This is a genomic window from Acidithrix sp. C25 (assembly GCF_904848545.2).
This window is the reverse complement of sequence record NZ_CAJHCI020000001.1, coordinates 1,382,259-1,404,586: the sequence shown is the minus strand read 5'-3', so window position 1 is coordinate 1,404,586 and position 22,328 is coordinate 1,382,259. Positions and strand designations below refer to the sequence as shown.

18 protein-coding genes are annotated in these 22,328 nt (G+C 46.7%); 13 read left to right on the top strand and 5 right to left on the bottom strand.

Annotated features, from left to right (window positions below; all coding sequences use genetic code 11):
• Positions 1 to 67: 67 nt before the first annotated feature.
• Positions 68 to 1,783 carry an MFS transporter gene (locus tag ACIDITHRIX25_RS92520; RefSeq protein WP_201732858.1) on the top strand — a complete coding sequence of 572 codons (1,716 nt, stop codon included), beginning with the start codon at positions 68 to 70 and terminating at the stop codon, positions 1,781 to 1,783.
• A 530-nt stretch (positions 1,784 to 2,313) separates the two neighbouring features.
• A complete protein-coding gene (locus ACIDITHRIX25_RS92515; protein WP_249685656.1) occupies positions 2,314 to 2,997 on the top strand; it encodes a methyl-accepting chemotaxis protein in 684 nt (227 codons plus the stop codon).
• 327 nt (positions 2,998 to 3,324) lie between these two features.
• On the opposite strand, the gene ACIDITHRIX25_RS92510 is transcribed toward ACIDITHRIX25_RS92515, so the two are convergent.
• The 5 genes from ACIDITHRIX25_RS92510 to ACIDITHRIX25_RS92490 all read right to left on the bottom strand — a co-directional run bounded on the left by ACIDITHRIX25_RS92510 (position 3,325) and on the right by ACIDITHRIX25_RS92490 (position 7,677).
• Positions 3,325 to 3,999 (bottom strand): LUD domain-containing protein, encoded by a 675-nt coding sequence (locus ACIDITHRIX25_RS92510; protein ID WP_052606493.1) that lies wholly within the window; start codon positions 3,997 to 3,999, stop codon positions 3,325 to 3,327.
• A complete protein-coding gene (locus tag ACIDITHRIX25_RS92505; RefSeq protein ID WP_201732856.1) occupies positions 3,999 to 5,420 on the bottom strand; it encodes a lactate utilization protein B in 1,422 nt (473 codons plus the stop codon). The genes ACIDITHRIX25_RS92510 and ACIDITHRIX25_RS92505 overlap by 1 nt, the downstream gene beginning before the upstream one ends.
• 14 nt (positions 5,421 to 5,434) lie before the next feature.
• A complete protein-coding gene (locus ACIDITHRIX25_RS92500) occupies positions 5,435 to 6,187 on the bottom strand; it encodes a (Fe-S)-binding protein (RefSeq protein ID WP_052606491.1) in 753 nt (250 codons plus the stop codon).
• Between the two features lie 105 nt (positions 6,188 to 6,292).
• Positions 6,293 to 7,111, bottom strand: coding sequence for a cytochrome c biogenesis CcdA family protein (locus tag ACIDITHRIX25_RS92495; protein ID WP_052606490.1), 819 nt, complete (start codon positions 7,109 to 7,111; stop codon positions 6,293 to 6,295).
• 98 nt (positions 7,112 to 7,209) lie between these two features.
• A complete protein-coding gene (locus ACIDITHRIX25_RS92490; RefSeq protein WP_052606489.1) occupies positions 7,210 to 7,677 on the bottom strand; it encodes a hypothetical protein in 468 nt (155 codons plus the stop codon).
• A 321-nt stretch (positions 7,678 to 7,998) separates the two neighbouring features.
• Between ACIDITHRIX25_RS92490 and ACIDITHRIX25_RS92485 the strand changes: the two genes are divergently transcribed.
• The 11 genes from ACIDITHRIX25_RS92485 (at position 7,999) to gcvPB (ending at position 22,135) form a co-directional block, all read left to right on the top strand.
• Positions 7,999 to 8,742: an MBL fold metallo-hydrolase gene (locus ACIDITHRIX25_RS92485; RefSeq protein ID WP_052606488.1), complete on the top strand. Its 744-nt coding sequence runs from the start codon at positions 7,999 to 8,001 to the stop codon at positions 8,740 to 8,742.
• Positions 8,743 to 9,874: 1,132 nt separating this feature from the next.
• Complete coding sequence (locus ACIDITHRIX25_RS92480) at positions 9,875 to 10,516, top strand: CDP-alcohol phosphatidyltransferase family protein (RefSeq protein WP_201732855.1); 642 nt, start codon at positions 9,875 to 9,877, stop codon at positions 10,514 to 10,516.
• Between the two features lie 129 nt (positions 10,517 to 10,645).
• Complete coding sequence (locus ACIDITHRIX25_RS92475) at positions 10,646 to 13,162, top strand: sugar phosphate nucleotidyltransferase (protein WP_201732854.1); 2,517 nt, start codon at positions 10,646 to 10,648, stop codon at positions 13,160 to 13,162.
• A 628-nt stretch (positions 13,163 to 13,790) separates the two neighbouring features.
• Positions 13,791 to 14,168: a glycine cleavage system protein GcvH gene (gene gcvH / locus ACIDITHRIX25_RS92470; protein ID WP_052606497.1), complete on the top strand. Its 378-nt coding sequence runs from the start codon at positions 13,791 to 13,793 to the stop codon at positions 14,166 to 14,168.
• A gap of 153 nt (positions 14,169 to 14,321) precedes the next feature.
• Positions 14,322 to 14,723 (top strand): FHA domain-containing protein, encoded by a 402-nt coding sequence (locus ACIDITHRIX25_RS92465; protein ID WP_052606484.1) that lies wholly within the window; start codon positions 14,322 to 14,324, stop codon positions 14,721 to 14,723.
• 1 nt (position 14,724) lies between these two features.
• The gene (locus ACIDITHRIX25_RS92460) at positions 14,725 to 16,419 is read left to right on the top strand and encodes a MerR family transcriptional regulator (RefSeq protein ID WP_052606483.1); all 1,695 of its coding nucleotides are present in this window, start codon (positions 14,725 to 14,727) and stop codon (positions 16,417 to 16,419) included.
• A gap of 84 nt (positions 16,420 to 16,503) precedes the next feature.
• A complete protein-coding gene (locus tag ACIDITHRIX25_RS92455) occupies positions 16,504 to 17,013 on the top strand; it encodes a bifunctional nuclease family protein (RefSeq protein WP_201732853.1) in 510 nt (169 codons plus the stop codon).
• Between the two features lie 320 nt (positions 17,014 to 17,333).
• Positions 17,334 to 17,849: a MerR family transcriptional regulator gene (locus ACIDITHRIX25_RS92450; protein WP_082058757.1), complete on the top strand. Its 516-nt coding sequence runs from the start codon at positions 17,334 to 17,336 to the stop codon at positions 17,847 to 17,849.
• 301 nt (positions 17,850 to 18,150) lie between these two features.
• Entirely contained in the window at positions 18,151 to 19,203 is a 1,053-nt protein-coding gene (gcvT, locus tag ACIDITHRIX25_RS92445) for a glycine cleavage system aminomethyltransferase GcvT (RefSeq protein WP_201732852.1), read from the top strand.
• A 62-nt stretch (positions 19,204 to 19,265) separates the two neighbouring features.
• The gene (gcvPA, locus tag ACIDITHRIX25_RS92440) at positions 19,266 to 20,612 is read left to right on the top strand and encodes an aminomethyl-transferring glycine dehydrogenase subunit GcvPA (RefSeq protein WP_201732851.1); all 1,347 of its coding nucleotides are present in this window, start codon (positions 19,266 to 19,268) and stop codon (positions 20,610 to 20,612) included.
• 53 nt (positions 20,613 to 20,665) lie between these two features.
• Positions 20,666 to 22,135: an aminomethyl-transferring glycine dehydrogenase subunit GcvPB gene (gene gcvPB, locus ACIDITHRIX25_RS92435; RefSeq protein ID WP_502756214.1), complete on the top strand. Its 1,470-nt coding sequence runs from the start codon at positions 20,666 to 20,668 to the stop codon at positions 22,133 to 22,135.
• The last annotated feature ends 193 nt before the right edge of the window (positions 22,136 to 22,328 follow it).

Below are 22,328 nucleotides of genomic sequence, written 5' to 3'. Positions count from 1 at the left end.
ATTAATTCGTTTAATGAATATTGCGACTAAATCAAAGATGCTAGTTTTGTCAATGGTAGTCAAGGTGATGACTGGAGTTGAGTTGGGAGTTGAAGTAGAAAAGGGGCCATTAGGGCGTACTTCTCTAGCAATTTTGCCGATTATTTTGGCGGCAACTTTTATGCAACTTTTGGATGTGAGCATCGTAAATGTTGCCATTCCTTCGATACAAAGTCACTTGCATGCTTCGTTTGGATCGGTTGAGGCGGTTGTAGCAGGATACCAACTTAGCTTTGCAGCGACTTTGATGACGGCTAGTCGTCTCGGGGATGTTTTTGGGAGGCGACGTCTCTTTTTGATTGGCATGGCTGGCTTTGCAATAGCCTCTGGCCTTTGTGGGGCAGCGCCATACGTTAGCGTTTTGGTCTTTGGTCGCGTGGTGCAAGGATTCTTTTCTGGATTGATGTTTCCCCAAGTATTATCGATTATCCAGGTGACTTTTCCGTCAAGTCAAAGAAGTAAGGTCTTTGGAATATACGGAGCCACGATAGGGCTTGCAACTATCGCAGGTCCTTTAATCGGTGGACTACTTATAAAGGCGAATATCGCCAATCTTGATTGGCGCCTAATCTTCTATGTGAACGTTCCAATTGGCGTGGCTGCGTTCGTCGGGGCTCTATTTTTGCTTGGTGAATCAAAATCCTCGACCTCCTCGAGCGTGGATTCCATGGGAGCATTTTTGATTACCACTGGCTTGGTGATGGCGCTTTATCCACTTATTGAGGGCAGGGCTTCTTCTTGGCCGAATTCGATGGTTGCGATGTTGATTGGATCGGTCTTTGTTATTGGGGGCTTTGGAGTCCATCAATATTTGCGATATCGCCATGGAAACGTTACGCTTGTGTCAATTGAGGCAATTCGTACCCGTTCCCTTGGGGTGGGGTTGATTTTATTCCTGATATTTTTCCTTGGTATTGCGCCTTTCTTTTTCGCATTTTCTATCTTTCTTCAAGAGGGGAATGGGTTCTCGCCTCTAGCAGCAGGGCTAACGACCGCTCCTTTTGCGATTGGGTCTGTTCTTTCTTCGTTCTTGACAACTCGGACTAGGTCGAAAGATGCGAGAATTTTGATGCTCGCGGGATCGCTGATTTTGGCTATTTCAATGTGGCTATTGATTCGTCTGTTGTATCATGTCGGTGCTCAACTTAGCGGATTTAAGTTGATCGTTCCTCTCTTTATAGCTGGAATTGGGGTGGGACTCTTCGTAGGGCCAGCCTCCTCTTTGGTGCTCGCTCGAGTCCCAGAGGAGGCAATTGGTAGTGCGTCTGGGAGTCTCTCTACGGTACAGCAGATCGGTGGGGCACTCGGGGTTGCGCTTATTGCAATTATATTTTTTGGATTTCTAGGTGCGAACGCCAATCAAGCTGCTCGAGCGCAATTACCGCCAATCACGGCAGAACTGACATCACTTGGACTTCCAGCTCCACTGGTAAAGGTCGGTACCAACCTCTTTGTGACATGCATTCACGACCGCGCAACGGAGAAGAATCCGAGTGCACTTCCACACAGTTGCATAGAAGTTGGCGGTGCAATCCAAATAGCACCGATTGCTCCTAAAGTGAAGAAACAGTTAGTTTCAATGTTTTTCAATGCGGCTCAAAATGCAGCACAAGGGGACTTTTTAGTTAGCTTGAGAGATACTTTGAGCTTTGAAATCGCTGTATTTGTACTTACGTTTTTATTGACCCTAGCACTGCCAGGTTGGCCCAAGGACAATTTGGACGAACGCGCGATTGTGATCTGAAATGGTCAGATGGCGATGAAAAGGTCTATGGCTCATTGGATTTTAGAAGAGCTCTTGGCAAATGATCTTTATCTATGTGATTGTAAAATCGTATGGTTTGCCAATTAGCTGCTCCATCTAGTTTCTACTTTTAGATCTGTTAGTTTTGTTATCTCTTTGGCGAAATAACTAATAACCGCTGGCTCTTGATCTCTTACCCACAAACTGACGTGGCCTTTATCTCCTTAGGGTTCGCCCTTATGTTGTCGATCGAGCCCAGGTCTTCTCGACTGCGTGAGCTTTTTGCCTTTGGATAGTCGCTCGCTAGAGGTGAGCATGATGAGTCAAGAACGGTTGTATCGGTTGAGATCTCGCGGAAGATGGAACCGATTTCTTAGCTCGAGAAAGGCAATATTTCGTTATTTGATAATTTTTGTACCAACGGTGGCCCGTCTAGGACTTTATTCAAGGCGACCACCGATTAGGTCGAAAATTAACCGACGGAAATATGTTTGATTGTTATGTTCGGGAATTCCCGACTGGAGGGGTTCATGGTTGTCCTAGATTCGCCAAGTTATCAGCTAGATGCACGGAATGAAGTCTCTGAGATAATAAATGCTACTGATCAGATGAGCATCGCAATTGATGAAGTGGCCAGAGGTGCCCAGGAGGCCGCAATGGGTGCGAAGGGGGCGGAGGACGCAGCTAAAGTAGGACTTGCCTCTGCAGAACGAGCTTCAACGGCCATGGGTGAAGTTTCGGAGATTATGGCGGATACGGAAGCTAGGATTATCGAACTGGCTAGTCGCGTGGAGAAAATCGATACCATCGTGGCAGCGATTAAGTCAATAGCAGGTCAAACCAATTTGCTTGCTCTAAATGCAGCTATTGAGGCAGCTAGAGCCGGAGATGCGGGTCTTGGATTTGCGGTTGTCGCAGATGAAGTTCGAAGTCTGGCAGAGCGATCTCGAACGGCAGCGACTGAAATTGCCGGGACGATTTCTGAGATTAGAAATGAAGCAGCTAATTTGGTGACGTTGGTCTCCCAAAGCCTCGAGCGAACCGGTGAGGGCGATGCTCTAATACAAAACACCTCTGCTGTGCTATTTGATATCGTGGGTAAGATCAGTGGAAACGCAGAGCGTATTGAACAAATCGCCGCTGCGACTGAACAACAGTCAGTTATGGCTAAAACGATTGCTCAAAATGTATCAATGCTTTCCAGCGGTTTTTGATAATTTATTGACTTTGTCCCAGTTGGTCTTTTGAAGTGCAACGAGGTATCTCGGGCTAAGTTCTACGAGGAGCCACTGAAGAGTTAAAAACTACTTCCCATGATAGAGTTCGAAATTGATATTCCATAGAAAAGGGCAATTTCTATGGAATAAGTTCATAATTTTAACTCGAAGTGATGGATCGAGATTAAAGTTTTTAGTTGTTCGACCGCGTGGAATGTGTAATCACACAATTCGTGCTGAGTTCGATTCGTTAAAGCTATTTAGTTTACTTCCCACGACTTTTCAAGAAGAACCTGGAGTGTAAATCTAATGCCTCAGCGTGATTTAGCGATCCTCCAAGACCAATATGCGTAATTTCCGAGGACCGTGGACGCCTTCAACCCTTGATAGTTCAATGTCTGAGGTTGCGGAGGGCCCAGAGACTACTGTAATTGGATATTTTAGATTTACCATTGCCATAGCTTCGGTAAAGCTTGACTTTATATAGCTGGCGCGCAAGAGGCAGTAGTGGTAGTCGACAACCAAGGAGATGATCCGTCGACCGTCGGTAACTGGGTTATTTAGAATTATCGACCCGGTTGTGGCGGCAGCAGCGGACGCTCCAGTGAGCGAGGCGTTGATTTGTGAGATTTGCGAGGCATTTAGTTTTGGATCATCCATAGTTAGATCGAAGTGCGTCCGCAAATCGTCCAAGATGTTTAGCTGTAGATCTTGAAGTAACGACTCGGGCATTATTAAAGATTTTTGGGAGTCTTTTTCGGTTAATTCATAAAGTAGTTTCGAGACGTTTTTGCTCGATACGACTTCTACTATGGCCTTGTAGTCGCGCGCCAACTCGACAAATGTTCCCAGTAAGTTATGTTCGACCTGATGGGTAGGGTTCGGAGTGCGACGATATTGCGATGGTACTTGCGCGAGCTTAGGGTTGCGGCGAATCGCCACCGAGATAGCGGATACGCCTTCTTCTAATGGATCTGGATTGTCGTGTGGTCCGCTCATTATTTTTCCTTCCCGGAGATTTTATTAATCCGTCGCGAACTAGGTATTCCTCGAGATTTGGTCCATTTATTCATCAATGGAATAGCGTCTATTAGCTTCTTTGGAATTTTGGCGGCAAGATCGTTGCCAAAACCTACCCCAGCATACGCCGTTCGAAGGAGTTTTGGATTCGACATCACGACTGAGGCGACGGCAAAGGCGCGACGCTGAGATTTAGAGGTATTGGCTTCGTTGGCTCGGCTCCTTAGGTAGGTCAGTATCCTTGGAATGTTAATCTTTACTGGGCAGACTTCATAGCAGGCGCCGCATAGTGTCGAAGCAAATGCTAGTGAGCCGGCTTGTTCGGGTCCAAGCAACTGTGGTACAAGGATTGCGCCAATTGGACCTTGATATACGGATCCATATGAAAATCCGCTAGCCCTTTCATAGACGGGACAGACATTCAGACAAGCCGAACAGCGGATGCATCGTAGCGTCTCAAACGAGACCGGATCTGAGAGGATCGAGGATCGATTATTGTCCAGTAGCACCAAATGGAATTCCTGGGGGCCATCGCCTGGTGTTACGCCATGGAAGATAGTTGTATAGGGGTTCATCCGTTCGCCAGTGGATGACCTAGCTAGGAGTTCCATAAAGAGCGGTACATCTTGAAATGATTTGATGACCTTTTCGATACCCATGACTGTAACTAGGACATCTGGAAGGGTGAGGCACATTCTACCGTTTCCTTCGGATTCAACTATTGCAATTGAACCTGAATCGGCCACAGCAAAGTTTGCCCCAGAGATTCCGAACGGTACACTTAGGAACTTCTCTCTTAGATAAACGCGAGCTGCCTCTGCGAGGATTGCGGGAGAGTTCTCAAGTTTTGTCTTAGAGATTGTGGACGAAAATAGTTCGGCTATCTCATCTCTGTTCTTATGAATAGCTGGCACCAGAATATGGCTAGGCATTTCCCCGGCAAGTTGCACTATCAGTTCGGCTAAATCCGTCTCTTGTGCTTTGATGCCCGCCTTTGCAAGAGCGTCGTTTACCCCAATTTCATCGGTAGTTATCGATTTGACCTTGATGGCCTCAGTGAAGTTATGGCTTTTGGCTATTCCAACGATAATCTCGTTAGCACTGCGAGCGTCATGAGCAAAGTGAACTTGACCACCACGCTCTTGGACTGATTGAATTAGAGTCTTTATCAGGTCGTCCAAATTAGCGAGTGAGTCATCTTTTATCATTGCGGCTCTGGTGCGCATTGTCTGCCAATTGCTGACCTCAGAAACTACCGAAGCCCTTTTGTTTCTAATCGTTCCGGTGGCGTTGGTTAGGTTGGCTCTTAGGGCTGGAATCTTTGTAAATTCGTGGGCTAATTTCGAGAATTTAATCTCGCCTGATTGCCCAAGTGCTGCTTTTCTTGGATATTGAGACATTATTTCCCGTTCACTTAAACTAGAGCTGACTCTTTAGTGCTAGCGAGTATTTCAGCTATGTGTAGCGTCTTTATCTGCGATCCCTTTTCTTTGAGCCCTCCGCCTATATGCATCAGGCAAGAGTTGTCGAGTGCGACTAAATATTGCGCATCTAGGGAAATTATGGAGTTGACTTTATCTTCTAGCATCGCTTCAGAGACGTCATTGTTTTTTACTGAAAACGTACCGCCAAAGCCACAACAGGTCGTTTGAGTGGGGTTTGTGATCAATTCAATCCCGTCTACCGAGCCTAGAATTCTAAGTGATGGCTCTAATAGACCCAACGATCGCACTGAGTGACATGTGGGATGTAATACTACTTTATGGGGGAAGTATGAGCTAGATACATCTTCTCGATGGTAGGTATCTATAAATTCAACGAGCTCGAATGAACGATTTAGAATCGATGCAAGTTTGTGAACATTGGTTGGGCTCATAAATCCTCCCGCAAGTTCGAGATAGTTTTCGCGCACCATTGCAGCACAGGAAGCTGATGGAAAGACGACGTAGTCATAGTCGATATTGGTTTTAACGAACGAACGAATCATCTCCGAGATCAGATCCGGATAGCCGGTATTGAAGTGCATTTGACCACAGCACACCTGTGTTTTTGGGAGATGCACCTGGTATCCGTACCTGGTTAAAACGTTGAAAGTGGCCTGGGTGGTTCGGCTAAATAGTGCGCCGTTTAGACAGGTTTCAAAGATTGCAATCTTTTGGGAATTCATAACGATAGATACCTTGCAGTAAATGTTTTTGAAATTCTACATAGATACATGATCAATTACAAACTGAGAAGCACTTCAAATTTAAATTTGCCTTTGAAGTGGAATTTAACCTAAATATACGAGTTTGGAGAGGCCAATTTTCGTGAAGAAGCCATTTAGGGCGATCGTAACAAGTGAAAATCTGTTCATCGCTAATAGCAATCCAAAGAATATTAAGGCGAATCCAGAGATGAGAGAGAGTTTGGAACTTTGACGTTTTAGCCAATCGAATGACGTCTTGATTCTGGTATAGGCGAGGCCCGTAATCATGAAAGGAACCCCTAGACCTAAACTGTAAAAGACGAGCAGGATTGCTCCTTGCGTCACACTTTTTTGGCTTGCTGCAACTCCCAGAATAGATGAGAGTATTGGCCCGATACACGGTGTCCATCCAAAGCCAAAGGCGACCCCGGCGATTGCTGGCCCAAATCGGCCAAGGCGTGCAATGTTAGGATGAAACCGCCTTTCCGACGCGAAGATGTTGAACCTTCCTAGACCACCGATTACTATAAAAACGCCCATCACCAGGACTAAGAGACCCGTAATTCGTCCTATCAAGATGTGGCTATGAAAGATCGAGCGTCCCAAGGCAGTCGCCGTCATGCCTAAGAGTACAAATACCGTTCCAAAACCTAAAATAAAATAGAGTGTCGCTTTGGCGACTTGGAACTGAGTAGAACTAATTGATTCGACTGTTTTGGATTGGGTTTTGACCTTAGTTGTGATTGTCGGTGAATCTTTTTTGTCTTCAATGCGCTTTTTATCTCGAATGTCTATGCCGGTAATAATTGAAAGATAGGCGGGCACAAGTGGCAATACGCATGGCGATGCGAATGAGATTATCCCACCGCCAAAGGCTACGATATAACCAAGACTTGTTGCCACGTGTCTCCTTTTTCCTGCTCGAGATTTAAATCTTGGACGCCAACACCCTAAAGCGGTTTCGTGCTAGTTAATCTAGTTTGGTTGAATTGCCTTGGGGCCTATGACGGAACGAGCTGGACTTTTACCTTCTCTTGTGATATTGGCTCAATGAAGGTCAGGTCAGAGCTCTGACTATCAACTTGGTATACGATTGATTTCGTATCGCTGCTCCAGGTTTGAAGGCGGCTTATATCGCTTTCTGCACAATTGTGCGTCCAAGCGACCCAAGTTCCCGTTACTGTTCCGTCCGCTCCGACAGTCTCACCTGGGGTCAATGAGCCATCCTTAGGAAAGTCCCTTTTGTAACCTATCAAAATGGTTGCATCGAAGTTGACGACTCCGGTGATCTCGGCGGATTGGGAAGTTGGAAAACTTTGAGCGATCAATCGCGCGCGCTCGCTCGAATGCAATCTTGCTCTTTTTAGGCGAGCCTCCTCAATCTTTCGTTTTTGTCGAGACCAGCCAACTGCCGGTGCAATTCCGAGAAACAAAATACCTATAATTGGTATCGAAAATGCAAAGAACACCTTAGACAACCTGCACCACCCGTAATAATTATCGCATCTCCGCACTCTTATCCGACAGTTATGATGAAGTATTTTTCGGAAATATTGCTCTCATTCAACCACGCGTCTTTTTCGATCAAGTTGAACCCACACTTTTGGTTGTCTATCTGTGATCATTTGGGTCCTCTAAAGCATCTTTGGCCCTTTTTTGTGAATACTTTTGTGAAGGTTAGGATGCTTATGAGCTGTAAACCCTATAGGGCTATGAAGCCATCTTCGTTGGTGGGCGGCCATGAGTGATATGCTCTAATAACGCACATTAGCTAAAGATACGGGAATCCAATGAAGCTTACTATTTGTGGTTCAGCAGGCTCCTATGGGGCACCCTTGAGGGCCTGTTCCAGTTATTTGGTGACATCGGAGAGGTCGAATCTACTGATGGATCTTGGCAATGGTTCATTTTCTAACTTTTTGGCCGTGAGCGAGACCTCACTGCTCTCCGGAGTATTTATTTCTCATCGTCACCACGATCATTTGGCCGATCTGGTCTCACTCTTTCATTTTATGAAGTTTGTGCCCGGTGCGAAGGTGGATAAATTACCATTACTTGCTACCGCGGTCACCTATGAGGCTCTGTGTAATCTTACGGGTCTAGCGTTGGCGGAAGTCTTTGACTTTCGAAAGATTGACGTTAATTCTAAGATTTTGTTGGGTGATCTTGAGCTAACCTTTTGCGAAACTGATCATGTCGATGGGACTTTGGGTATAAAAATTACAGAGTCGGACGGTCGCACGATCGTCTATAGCGCAGACAGTGCCTACTGCGATTCTCTGGTTGCCCTTGCTCAAAATGCTGACATCCTATTGGCGGAGTCAACCTGGATTGAGAGGCCTAGATGGTCTTCTCGCGGAATTCATATGGATGCTCTTGAAGTAGGTGAGCTTGGCGAAGCCGCAGGCGTTGCTCGTTTGGTAATTACTCACGTAGCCTATCCAAATGACCCGAATCAGGCTCGCCAAGTTGCATCGACGAAGTATTCAGGGGAGATTTTAATTGCTAACGATTTCGATGTAATTGAGGTCTGAACTAGAGGTCTGAACTAGAGGATTGAGCCTTGGTTTTGCTGGTTTTCGCTTATTGTGAAGATCGATTCCGTGATGTATTGATCGGTAGTTCTATTTACGGTAGTTCGGTTTTAGATACTTTTAGATTCCATCGTAAAGTCTTAGATCGAAGGACTCCTCGGGTTTCCTGGCTCTTCCTGGCTCACGAATCGTTTAGTAGATTTGAGGCTAAAACCACCAACTAGGCCCATGCTGTCTAATTGGCAATAAGCCCAGCGCTAGGGTGAGATAGTGCACTATACCCCATTTAGAGACCCTTGGCATTTTAGCGAGATGGCAACCGAATCACTATTAGTTGCCTTTCTAGAATCCCAGCTCAATCGACTTTTGAATTCTTTGAGTTGCTGGACGAGCAAATTAGCGGTTTTGGGACTCTTTTAGGCCCTATGTGCTCATTGGGGTAATTATTTTGGTCGGCCGGATAGGTAAATATAATGACCGCTGTTCCAGCTAAGTCATTTTTTCCGAAAGATTGTTGGCTACCAATGACTGTAGCTAGGTTGTTTAGTGCTGGTGCATCCATATGATTTGGCATCCATTAGCCACGTAATGGCCAAGAGTTCTTTGTCAAGAGGCATCCTGGCGTTAGTTTCATCTCTCTTTTGATGAAACTGGGCAAGTGATCGAGGTCCCTTTTTGCGGATTCCCTTTTGCGCGGTGGTCTCGTGTTTTTAGGACAAGTTTCTGGGACACATGTTGTAACGGGTTGAATTTGGCAATCATTATTTTCCCTTCATCAACCTAACTTCTTGTGCGGTCCAAAGGTTTCACAAATACTAAATGAAGGTCAAGTGGAGATCTTTTTATCAGGGCGGCCGACACACCCATGTGATGTGAACAAAACTAATTGCAATCGGATTCGTATAAATGGGTCAATGCCTCCAGCGACTCTCTCTAGGGTCGCTGTTGCTATCTCTATGACTTTTACCTTCGGGTTGGCGAGATCCTCTTTTAGATACCATCGGGTTAGAATTAGGATAGATAGTTGTATTTAGAAGCTAAGTTGAAAAACGTTCTTCGAGGTATCTAGCATAAGCACTAAGGTCGAGATCTATTTGGGTAGATGTGTAAGAGCGTGGAGAAAGGTCCATTATTGACGGAATCTACAGAACCAAATGGTGTATCACCAAAAGACATAGATCAGTATAGATTCGATTCAAATTCACGCGTGTTGACTGTACCTAACCTAATTACGGTGGCGCGACTATGTCTTTTGCCGGTTGCGATATACGAGGCAGTAGGACGTGGACAATTTGTTTTAGCTACGGCCATCTTAGTCTTTATTGGTCTTACAGATTTTTTAGATGGTTATGTTGCTCGGCACTTTAATCAAGTCTCTGAACTGGGAAAGATTATTGATCCATCGGCAGATCGAATAGTGATCATCGCTGTTGGGATAACTGCAATAATACAGGGATGGATTCCGCTTTGGCTTGGAATTGTGATCATGGTTCGAGAGGTCTTTATCTCACTTCTGTCGAGTTATCTCTATAAGACCAGGAGCTATCGCCTAGACGTAATATGGCTAGGTAAGGCAGGTACATTTGCACTTTTGTGTGCGTTGCCTACTTTGGTGGCGGGGGAGTCTAAGTCGCCGAATCTTTCATTTTTGCACCTTATTGGCCTCGGACTAGCAATAATCGGGATAGTAACCCTTTATTTGGCGGCCTTTAATTACGTGACTAAAGTCTTGATACCGGTTTTGAAAGGCAATGTTTTGCCGCCTTCGCGTTGAGCGAGGAACTATGAATTTTGTAGATAATTGCCTAGATGGCTGTAAATATTACCAAAATGTTGATAAATGGGTGGCTATCCTGCTAGTTTCACACCAAGAGACTAGTTCGTAGCGCTGGAAGGGGATTATGTGAAAGCTGTAATAATGGCTGGCGGTGAGGGGACCCGTTTGCGGCCGTTAACGGCAACCGCTCCAAAGCCGATGTTGCCAATCGGAAATGCCCCGATGTTGGAGCACATAATAACGCTTCTGAAAAAACATGGCTTTGATGAGGTGATTATCACAGTTGCCTTCATGGCAAACGCGATTCGAACCTACTTTGGGGATGGCTCGGAGTTTGGAATTCGGATTAGTTACTCTAATGAGGATTCACCCCTTGGTACTGCTGGGTCAGTTGGGAATTGTCGTGAACTTTTAGAGTCGACTTTTATGGTTATCTCTGGCGACGTTCTAACCGATATTGATTTGGGTGCATTGCTTGAGTTCCATCAGTCCAACAAAGCTACAGCTACCATCGGCCTCAAATCAATGGAGAATCCGCTGGAGTTCGGTATCGTTACGACAAATGACGATGGTACTGTAGGTCGCTTTCTCGAAAAGCCAACCTGGGGACAGGTCTTTTCCGACACTATCAACACAGGCATATATGTTCTGGAGCCGGAGATATTTTCCTATATGCCAGTTGGTAAAGCCCTAGACTTCTCTCAGGATGTTTTTCCGCGTCTACTGGAGGATTCGATTCCGATCCACGCCATGGTTTGCGAAGGTTATTGGGAAGACGTAGGGACCTTGGAAGCATACCTGAATGCGCATAAGGATATTTTGGATCATCGTGTAGATCTTGAAATTCTTGGTTTTATGGTAGACAAGGGTGTCTACTTTGGTGATGGGACCGAGGTACATCCCACTGCTTTGCTTGAAGGTCCAATTATTATTGGAGACAACTGTAGAATCGGTCCGGAAGCCAAGATAAGGCCCTATAGCGTAATCGGCTCTAATTCACGTATCTCTAAACACGCAGAGGTTGACCGCTCTGTTATTCATGAGAATGTCTACATCGGTGAAGGTAGCATTATCCGCGGTACTATCGTTGGAAAATCTTGTGACTTGCGGAGAAGCGTGCACACCGAAGACGGAGTTGTCCTGGGCTCGGACTGCTATGTAGGCGATGGTGCGCAGCTCTTTTCCAAGGTGAAGATCTATCCTTCAAAGACGGTTCAATCCGGTGCTACTGTTTTGACATCGATCGTTTGGGAGTCCAAAGGGACAAGAAGTGTCTTTTCATCCAATGGCGTATCGGGTATCGCTAATGTTGATATCGGCCCTGAGCTTGCTCTTAGACTCGCGATGGCATTTGGTTCAAATTTGAAGCCTGGTGCTAGAATATCGACCGCCAGAGACTCCTCTAGGGCGGCACGAATGTTAAAGCGTGCACTCATGGTGGGATTGAATGCAGTTGGAATTGACGTAGCGGACCTCGAGGTGGCACCGATTCCAGCTTTGCGCTTTCACGTGCGAAATACATCGAGCAAGGGGGGGCTAGCGGTCGTTCTGGATCCTGATGATCCGGAGTCGGTCGTCATTCGATTCATCGATGAGAATGGAATTGACCTCGACGAGGCCTCGCAGCGCAAAATTGAACGTGGCTTAGCTCGAGAAGATTTTCGAAATGTTTTGGCTTCTGAACTTGGCGAATTGGACTTTCCCGCCCGTAATACCGAATTTTACGCCCAGAGCTTGCTTGAGCAAGCCGAGATAGGTCGGATTCGAGATCGTAACTTTAAGTTCGTAGTTGACTATGGCTTTGGTGTTTCGTCTCATATCTTTCCTAGTGTCTTGTCGAAACTCGGCGGTGATGTCTTGGGGATAAACCCCTTCTCATCCACGAAACGAATTGTCGAGTCGGATCAGTCTGCTAACATGAGCCGCCTTTCTGAGTTAGTGGTTACATCACGTTCGGAATTTGGAATTGGAATCGACTCTGTTGGGGAGAAGATTATCCTCGTGGACAATACGGGCCGAATTTTGAGTGGCTTCGAATCTCAGGTGATATTCTGTCGGTTAATCGCTGAGGCCAATCCATCGGCTCAGATTTCGGTACCTATTGGATCTCCAAAGGCTCTTCGAAATGCAGTTACGCGTTTTGGCGGCACCTTGCATTTTACAAAGCGATCCACAAGTGGCCTTATGGAGGCGGCCTCGCCTGCTACCCGTGGCCGTGATTTGGTAGCTGGGGTTGAAGGAAACTTTATCTTTCCCAACTTTCTTCCTGGATATGATGGTTGCGCGGCGTTGGTCCAGCTTCTCTCGCTTTTGGCTGTTACCAATAGAACCCTTGCCGAGGTCGTTGGGGAGATTGAGCCAATTCGAGTAATTCACGACTCCGTTATTACTCCTTGGGAGTCCAAGGGAATTGTGATGAGGATCCTTTTGGATGGTATCGGCGATCAAGAGACCACGCTCATCGATGGAATATATGCAGAGACCAATTCATCGTGGTATTTGGTAGCTCCAGATCCCGTCGAGCCAATTACGCATATATGGGTGGAGAGTGACTCTGAAATTGAAGGAGTAAGTATTTTGAGTTCTCTGAGGGAGAGAATCGCGGTAATAGTGAACGACTCATCTGGACTTCGCCTTCGTTAACTTCGTCTTCGTTAATAGATCAATAGGGGTCGGCCTTTAAAAAGGTGGACCCCTATAATTTTTTCTTACTTATGACTTTAATTTAGTAGCGATCTTTGATTTGATTGTTTTTGAATAAAAGACAGCACTCTCCTTGCTTCTATCTCAGCAAACAAGGCTGCCGTTGAAGGTGTGATTGCAGTAGCATCGCAGTTGCGGACTCTTACTCCTTAGTGAACCTCCCCGCCCTTAAGGACGGGGCTTCTGGCTCCGCCGTTTTGGTTGGGGAGGTTCACTAAGGTAGATAATGAGGTAAATGAATGTCTTCATTTGCGACTTTTCGTCTTTTATCAATCATGATATTGACTGTTGGATCTGCGGTGGATCTTTTATGATTGGCAAAATTTGGTCAGTGAGATCAAAATCTTTTCGGATTGATCGGAAAATCAAAATAGTTCTGTGTGTATCTGGGATTAGCTTGTTGATAAAAAGATAGATCTCTTGTTTGGCTAACCTGGGGACGGGAGTTCGCCTCAAGCATCTATGCGAGGGTGAGCTTTTGTGGCTTCAAGAACTTTCAATTGATTCTAAGATGAATTGTCCGATTTTTAGGAGTGTTTCGGCCTTTTTGAAAGCTAAGTTGTCTCATATGATCAATCCCAATGATAGAAGCTATACCAAAGATCACGAGTGGGCACTCGTAGATGGTAATCGAGTCAAGATTGGTATTACCGATTTTGCACAGGACGCCTTAGGTGACGTCGTCTTTGTGAAACTCCCAGAGGTGGGAGTTGCTGTGACCAAGGGAGATTCATTTTCGGAGGTAGAGTCGACCAAATCGGTCTCTGATATCTACTCGCCTCTGAGCGGAAATATCGTTCAAGTAAATGAGTCACTCGTTAGCTCACCGGAACTGGTAAACTCATCCCCCTACGAAGATGGCTGGATTGCCATTATTGAATTTGGCGATGAGAGCGATCTCGAGACAATGAGTTCAACTGACTATGATGAGCTAACGGCACATTAGAGCTTGTGCGCGAATCTGACGGCGTAAGAGTGGGTGTCGGTCTTTGAGTATCGGCGATAAAAGTTCAAGAGGTTTGACGGTTTGTCTATTTGTCGTAGTTGTGGCCATTTGAATCAAGCGGGAGCTAATTATTGCTCTTCTTGTGGTGATGCAATGCATCACAGCGACGAGGTGACTGGCACCCTTGCTTCGGTCGAGCCGGTTTACGAATTGGGCGATGATCTGATTGCCAGTCTTATTGAAGGTGCCAAAAATGGAAGCGCTTTGACTATCGTGCAGGGCGGTCCAAGTGCTGGTACTTCGTTTAATTTAGAAAAAGACCGAACTTCTCTTGGAAGGCATCCCGCTAGTGATATCTTTTTGGATGACGTAACTGTATCTCGGCGCCATGCGGAAATAGTGAGAGAAGGCGACGAGTATACGATTAGCGACGTGGGCTCTCTAAATGGGACCTATGTTAATCATAAGCGTTCGGACTTTGAAGTATTAAAGAGCGGCGATGAAGTCCAGATTGGAAAATACAAGTTGCTCTTTCTAATTGTCACAAAGGATTAGAGTGGGGGCAGAGGATCCGGAACTACCGCTATCGATAGGCGAAACGCTAACTCTTTTACAAAAAGAATTTCCAGATATATCAATGTCAAAGATTCGATTTCTCGAGTCGCAGGGGTTGATTGCACCTGAGCGGACGACATCAGGTTTTCGGAAGTTTGTAGCAAAAGATATTGAGCGTTTGGCTTCAATCTTGCGTCTCCAACGAGACCAGTACCTTCCGCTGCGCGTAATCCGTGAACAATTTGGATTAGATCAGCTGGAACGAAGTGTCGGTGGACGAAGAACCAAGGCGGACCGTGCGACCCGCAACGACCAACCGTTGTTGGGTCTGGAAAACGAAAAAGCATTTGAGATTGAAGGTATAAGCCCAGCTACTGAGGGTTCTACTTCAACTCGCTCTGAGGACCTTGAGGTTGAAAATCCCGCAGTTGGACGAGTCGTAGCATATAGGAGTGGCTCTAGACCCCATACAAAGCGCTCGGAGTTACTAGAGTTGCCCTGCGACAAAGAGGATTCCACGTTAGATGCGGAATTTCTGCGAGACATTAATAAATTAACTCGCAGCGACATTCCATCCAAACTGAATTTGTCAGATCTGGTGCCACTTGATAGCCCTAGCTCTCCAACTCCTTCCTCTTTGACACCCGGTGTTGAGCCATTGGTCGGCGACTCTGTGGCTAAGGGCGGCGAGTTGAAAAAGCCGCTTCGGAAGCGATCGAGGCAAATCGATGATTCGCCAAAGCCATCCTTCAAAGCAGAAGATTTTCCTGAGCCCTTCGAGATTGATCTATCTGTTGCAACTTCGAGTGATTTTGTAGTAGACAAAGCACAAAAAGAGCCAAATGGTCCTATTGAATCGGTTGGAGCGGATGAATCACCCGAGTCCGATGGAGAGATCGCCGCTGTCGCAAATGATCCACAACTTAGCCAATCGCCCAATTTGATAGGTGATGGTTCGCTAGAGGCTACCTCTGTTGAACCAGTTATGCCTAGTGCTATTTTGGCTTCTGGCGATTCTCATGTCTCTTCGACCAAAAGGCGCAGAACTCCTCGTCCGGTCGGTCCCAGGGAGGCAACGACTAACTTTTCGAATCCTTCGAGGGAGGTAGTCGAGTCGAACCCAGATCTTAGCCAGCAGGCAGAGCCTAAGGTTCCAGATATTCAAATTGGCAGGCCCCTGGCAAAGGTTCAAGACAACGCTCTACAGGGTGAGCCAATTGGTAAAACTCCTCGACATAGAGTCCCTCGGACCAATTCCGCTAAGGCGATAGTCGGAGCGCTGAATCCAGCAGCGCAGGACGTTCCTGAAGGATTTTTGACACTCAAAGGGTTGACACGTGAGGCAGGGGTGACAGAGGTCTTTCTGACAGAGTTAGATGCATTTGGAATTGTAAAAGGTCGTCGTCACCAGGGATCGCTGATATATCCAAGACGCAGTGTCGAGCTAGTCAAATTGTGCAAGAGTCTTTCCCAGCTGGGCTTTGGACCACGTCATCTGAAGTCGATTCGGGTCTCGGTTGAAAAAGAATATGGAATGTTTGAACAGATTATTGCAACTGCGCTAGGTGGCAGCAACGCTCGCTCCAAGCGCCGTGCTAAGGAGACCGCAAAGATCCTTGAAGAGAATGTGGACCGATTTCGATCCATTCTCCTAGGTGACCTCATAGCTCAACTTTTAGGTGATCAGCAACGTTGAGCTATGAGGGCTAATTTGTAGCCAAAGAGTTAATTTTTCAATTTGGAAATTTATTTGACCGACGGTGGGTCTAGGCTGTGTGTCATGATAGAAGTCGAGTTATCTTCTGTGCGGGTCGACCTTAGATCTAATACTCCTTTGATACTTCTTCGTGAGGTTCAGGAGCCACATCGTAGCCTACCGATTTTTATTGGTGGCCCTGAGGCGACGGCTATTGCAATGGCTCAACGTGGTTATGAGGCCCCTAGGCCTCTAACGCATGATCTTGCTGTGGATATGGTTCGTGCTCTAGGTGCGTCGATTGATCGTGTAGTAGTCGTTGATCTGCGCGATTCGACTTACTACGCCGATATTCATCTCACTTCAGGTAGTGGTAACTTCGTTGTCTCTGCCCGACCATCTGATGCGGTCGCTCTCGCGATAAGGGTCAGCGCTCCTCTCTTTGTAAATGATGAGTTGATCGCCAAAGAGGGTGTAGTGGTTCAAGATGAGGAGGTCTATGACGAAATCGTCGAGACTCCAAATGAAGACCCCGCTGTTTTGGATGAGTTTCGTGAATTTCTCGACAATATCAATCCAGATGATTTTGCCTAGGCTCTAGGCAACTGGCTGTCTCATAGATTTGGTTAGCCTAAGAATCCGGGATCTGATCTCTTGTTGATTTCATCACCAAGTGCCCGGCGATTTAAGTCTTTATATCGAAAGATTTTAACTCGCCTCTCAAGTTAGATACTGAACGAATATGACTTTAGGAATCTTTAGTTTGGGATATTTATTCGGTTAGAGAACTGAGATTGTCGTTCATGTCGACCATAAAGTTGGGTTCGAAAGATGTTAAGGTTATCTCGATAGATTACGATGATAAAGTAGGCTGATACGAGTTCAGTCAATAACAAAGGTCGATCTAGTTGTCCATGACTACACCACTAAAAAGTTACAGTGGCCATTTGGCTTCAAAGATCGTAGGGATTAGTTACCGCCAACTTGACTATTGGGCGCGAACGGACTTAATTAGACCTTCGATAGCTGATGCCCACGGCAGTGGCAGCCAACGACTGTATTCCTATGACGATCTTTTAAAGTTGAAGATGATCAAGAAATTGATCGATAACGGTCTTTCGCTTCAAGGCGTTCGAAACGCTCTAGCGTCGCTGGAGTCGATCTCGGACCTTTCCGGCGCAAGTGCCCCTGTTCTCGTTGTCAGTGGTTCCAAATCAGTCTTTGCTCAAGACGGTGAGAATTTGGTCGACTTGCTGCGTGGAAATCAGATGGTCTTTGGAATGGTAATGGCCTTTGGTGATATACGTAACGAGGTTGACGCGGATATAGTCTCGATAGATCCTCGTCCATCGTTGAGTGACGAACTTCCAGACCTAGACGACACCACGGTACCTGTGGGTGCGATGATGGATCTAAAGGATGTTCGTTAATCTCTTTTTTGGCGATTCCCTAAGAATAGCTTCACTTATGATAGGCCTTATTTCCTGATTTAGACGGGTTCGCAGTGATGGCGGCCATATCGCGACGATCCATGGAACTATGGTCAGCAACCTTAGAAGAGAGACCTGGGATCTATTGGGTAGGTCGTGCTTTCGTTTAGGATACCCTTTGTCTGAAAACGGTGTCATTTGGCGTATTTAACAACCTTGAAACCTCCGGTTGTAGCTTATTCTTGCTCGCCCGTATCGTTAGCAACCATAAAGAAGTGTCGAATGAGCTAAGGTTCATAAGGTGGATTTTAAAACTACATTTCTAAACAATAGGCATCGGGAACTAGGCGCCAAGATGGTACCATTTGGTGGTTGGGAGATGCCGCTCTCCTATAAAACTGGTACTGTCGCAGAACATCTTGCGTGTCGGCGCGGTGCTGTTGTCTTTGACGTTTCGCATCTCGGCACGGTTCGCTTGGCAGGTAAGGATAGCTTAGAGATTCTTCAGCGTTCCTTTACAAACGATCTAGCCAAGATAAATCCTGGGCGGGCTCAATACACACATCATCTCGATGTCGAAGGGTCTGTTGTAGACGACATTATAGTCTGGTGGGTGAGCGAGCATAGGTTTGACGTGATGCCTAATGCCTCTAATACAAGCTCGGTTATAAATTCCATCGGCGGGCAAGACGTGACCGCCGACCGAAGCGTATTAGCAGTTCAAGGACCAAAAGCAAGGATTTTTCTCGGGCGTTTTTTTCCTGAGGGTGCTCGTGTGCCGCGTTTTAGGGTAGAGGAACTCTCCTATAAGGGCTATGACGTATTAGTAGCTGGAACTGGATATACCGGCGAAGACGGTATTGAACTAGCGGTCCCAAACGAGATCGCTCTTGAGATCTTTGATGAGTTGCTAGAGGTCGGTGTTGTGCCGGCTGGTCTTGGGGCTAGAGACACTCTTAGGTTAGAGGCGGGCCTACCGCTTCACGGCCATGAACTGGGGAGAGGTATTACTCCATTTCAAGCTAATCTCGGTTGGGCAGTCTCTTTGACTAAGGGCGATTTTATAGGGCGTGACGCCTTGGTGGCCGAGTCGCAGCGAGGCATTCATCGTAAATTAGTTGGAGTAAAGGGCAAAAGTCGCCAACCAATGCGCGATGGAATGGATCTGATCTTCAAGGGCGAAGTAGTTGGGAAGTCAACTTCGGGAAATTATTCTCCGATTTTAGAGGTCGGAATCGCAATGTGTTTTGCACCAGTGAATCAAAGTCTCGGTGATGCGGTCGAGCTTCACTCTGGTGATCGAGTGATTCAAGGCGAGATATGCCCGCTTCCATTTGTAGCCAAGGTCAAATAGATAAGGCCTTGTCGCGCAATTAGACGATTCAAAGATATTATTTTTCCAAAGAAAGGCATTCCTTGTCGAGTTTCACTCCTCATACTCAAGCTGAGATTGATTCAATGCTCACCTTTTTGGGCCTAGACTCATTTGACCAGTTATATGCATCTATTCCAGATGCAGTAGCACTTAGGCGGGATTTGCAATTGCCGAAAGCTCTGTCGGAGTTTGAGGTAATAGATGTCATGGCCGATTACGCGGCGATGAATCATCCATCCAACCGAGACCTGGTCTGCTTTGCTGGAGGCGGTTCTTATGATCACGATATAGCCTCAGTTACCTCCTCTATTGGCTCAAGGAGTGAATTCGTAACTGCTTATACACCGTATCAGCCAGAGGTGGCACAGGGTGTTTTGCAGGGATTGTTTGAGTTCCAGAGCATGGTAAGTCGGATCTCAGGTCTTGGAATTTCGAACGCTTCACTTTACGATGGAGCTTCCGCCTTGGTTGAAGCGATCAACCTGGGTTGCGTTAAGACCAAACGTTCGAGAGTGGTTATCTCAGGGGGCATTAATCCCAATTGGCGCGAAGTTGCAGAGACCTTTGCTAAAGGTCCTGGCCACGAGATTGAGATCGCCCCTATTGGCCCCGATGGCGCTACTATTTGGCCCACCAACCTTGACGGAGTCGCTCTTTTAGTAGTTGGTTACCCCAATTTTCTGGGTTTTGTAGAGGACCTTGAGGCGGTACGTGGCCTTGCTAGCTCAGCGGGAGCTCTAATGGTTGTGGCTTATGATCCGATTGCGATCTCACTTCTTAGGTCGCCTGGAAGCTATGGCGCAGATATCGCAATTGCAGAAGGGCAACCGCTTGGCATCCCTCTCTCCTTTGGCGGACCCTACCTTGGATTATTTTCCGTCTCCAACGAGCTTGTACGATTTTTGCCGGGGCGCCTTGTAGGTGAGACTCTCGATATGAATGGCAAGCGAGCCTACGTTACAACACTGCGCGCTCGCGAGCAGGATATTCGACGAGAGAAGGCTTCGTCGAATGTTTGCACCAATCAGACTTTGATGGCGATATGGGCGGCAATCCAACTTACATGGTTGGGTAAATCGGGATTCTTAGACGTAGGAAGGAGCTGCTTGAGTTCGCGTGTCTATCTCGAGCGGCGCCTTGTTAGCGAGGGTCTCACCACCATTGAGACAAGGCTCCCAAGCTTTAGAGAGTTCCCAGTGAGACTCAAAAAGCGCGCATCAACAGTAATAGACGAGATGCATCCATTGGGATTTTTGGCCGGTGTGGCACTTGAAGGATCTTTGGCAATCGATAATTTTGAGGGCGACCTTTTGATCGCTCTGACGGAGAAGCGGACTCGGACCGAGATAGATCGCTATGTTGGAGCACTAGTAGAGGTGATTAGATGACAAAGGAAGTTTATGGAGCTGCCAGCGGAGGTCGAGCATCTTCGATTCCGTTAATGGGTGGAGATAGCGAACCTACCATCTTTGAGATATCTGTTTCGGGTCGCCGATGTGGTGCAATAAGAGATAGCGGTATAGAATCTGTGGACGCTAGCGACCACCTTCCGCTCGCCTATCTTAGGAGTGAACCTGTAGCTCTGCCCGAGGTATCTGAGCGAGATCTAGTGGGTCATTTTACTCGATTGACGCATCGACAGTACTCTGTTGACCTAGGTGCATACCCATTGGGTTCTTGTACTATGAAGTACAACCCGAAGCTCGCAGATACAGTTGCTGGAATGTCGGGTATTTCAGGGGTGCACCCCCACCTTCCTTCTTCTTATTCTCAGGGGTGGCTCGAAATTGCGCTTGAGATAGAAAGCTACCTCAAAGAGATAACTGGAATGGCTGGAGCAACTTTGTCACCTGCTGCGGGTGCACAAGGCGAGCTTACTGGCCTTTTGATGATGAAGGCGTATCATTTAGATCGAGGAAATCATAAGACTAAGATATTGATCCCTGACTCTGCGCACGGGACTAATCCGGCATCGGTCTCGTTGGCGGGTTATTCAGTGGTGACAGTTCCCTCAAATGAAAAGGGATTAGTCGATTTAGAGCTATTGAAGAGCTTGGTCGGCGATGATGTCGCAGGTATCATGCTGACCAATCCCAATACTGTTGGTCTTTTTGAAGAAGATATCGCAGAGATCGCAAAGGCGATCCACGACGTGGACGGCCTTCTCTATTACGATGGAGCCAATCTCAATGCGATTGTAGGAATCGCACGCCCTGGCGATATGGGCTTTGATATAGTCCACTCCAACTTGCACAAGACCTTTGCTACACCACATGGTGGTGGTGGTCCGGGTTCTGGCCCTGTAGCGGTGGCCGAGAAGTTGCTTGACTTTCTACCGGGTCCATATCCTGTCCGTGGTCATGACGGTATAAAGTGGACCACTCCGAGTAAATCCATTGGGCGGGTTCACTCTTTCTATGGAAATGCCGTAGTTTACGCTCGTGCTTTAGCCTTCATGAAGGCTTTAGGCGGCGAGGGACTTCGACAGATGTCTCAGATAGCAGTTTTGAACGCTAACTACCTAAAGGCCATGATCTCCAGCTATTATCCCCCGGCTTACGAGGCTACTTGTATGCACGAGTTTGTTGTATCGACTGCGGCTCTAAAAAAGAGCTTTGGAATTCGAGCACTTGACATAGCTAAGGGCCTTCTGGACAAGGGGTTTCATGCTCCGACTGTCTATTTTCCACTCATTGTAGATGAAGCTTTGATGATTGAACCAACCGAGACGGAGTCGAGACAGACTCTTGATGCGATGGCTGAGGCATTGATCGAGCTTGCCAAAGATGCACTCGATGAAGATGCAGCATCAAAAATGGCAGGAGCCCCTAGGCGAACCCCGGTGACCCGAGTTGACGAGGCCCGCGCTGCGCGTACCTTGATAACAACTGTAGATGCCCATTCAAAATGAAGATAAAAGCCCTTGCGCACCTTGATTTGTCTTGGCCGTTGGGGCTTTATTTAGTGGGATCTGGAATCTATGGTTTTCTCTAAAGACTTTTTCAATTTGAGAGTCATCAAGTTACTTTCGTGCGATTTATATCTTCGGAGTCAATGACTTACCCAAGGAGCGAACTACGACCAAGCAGTGCCATTGGAGAGAA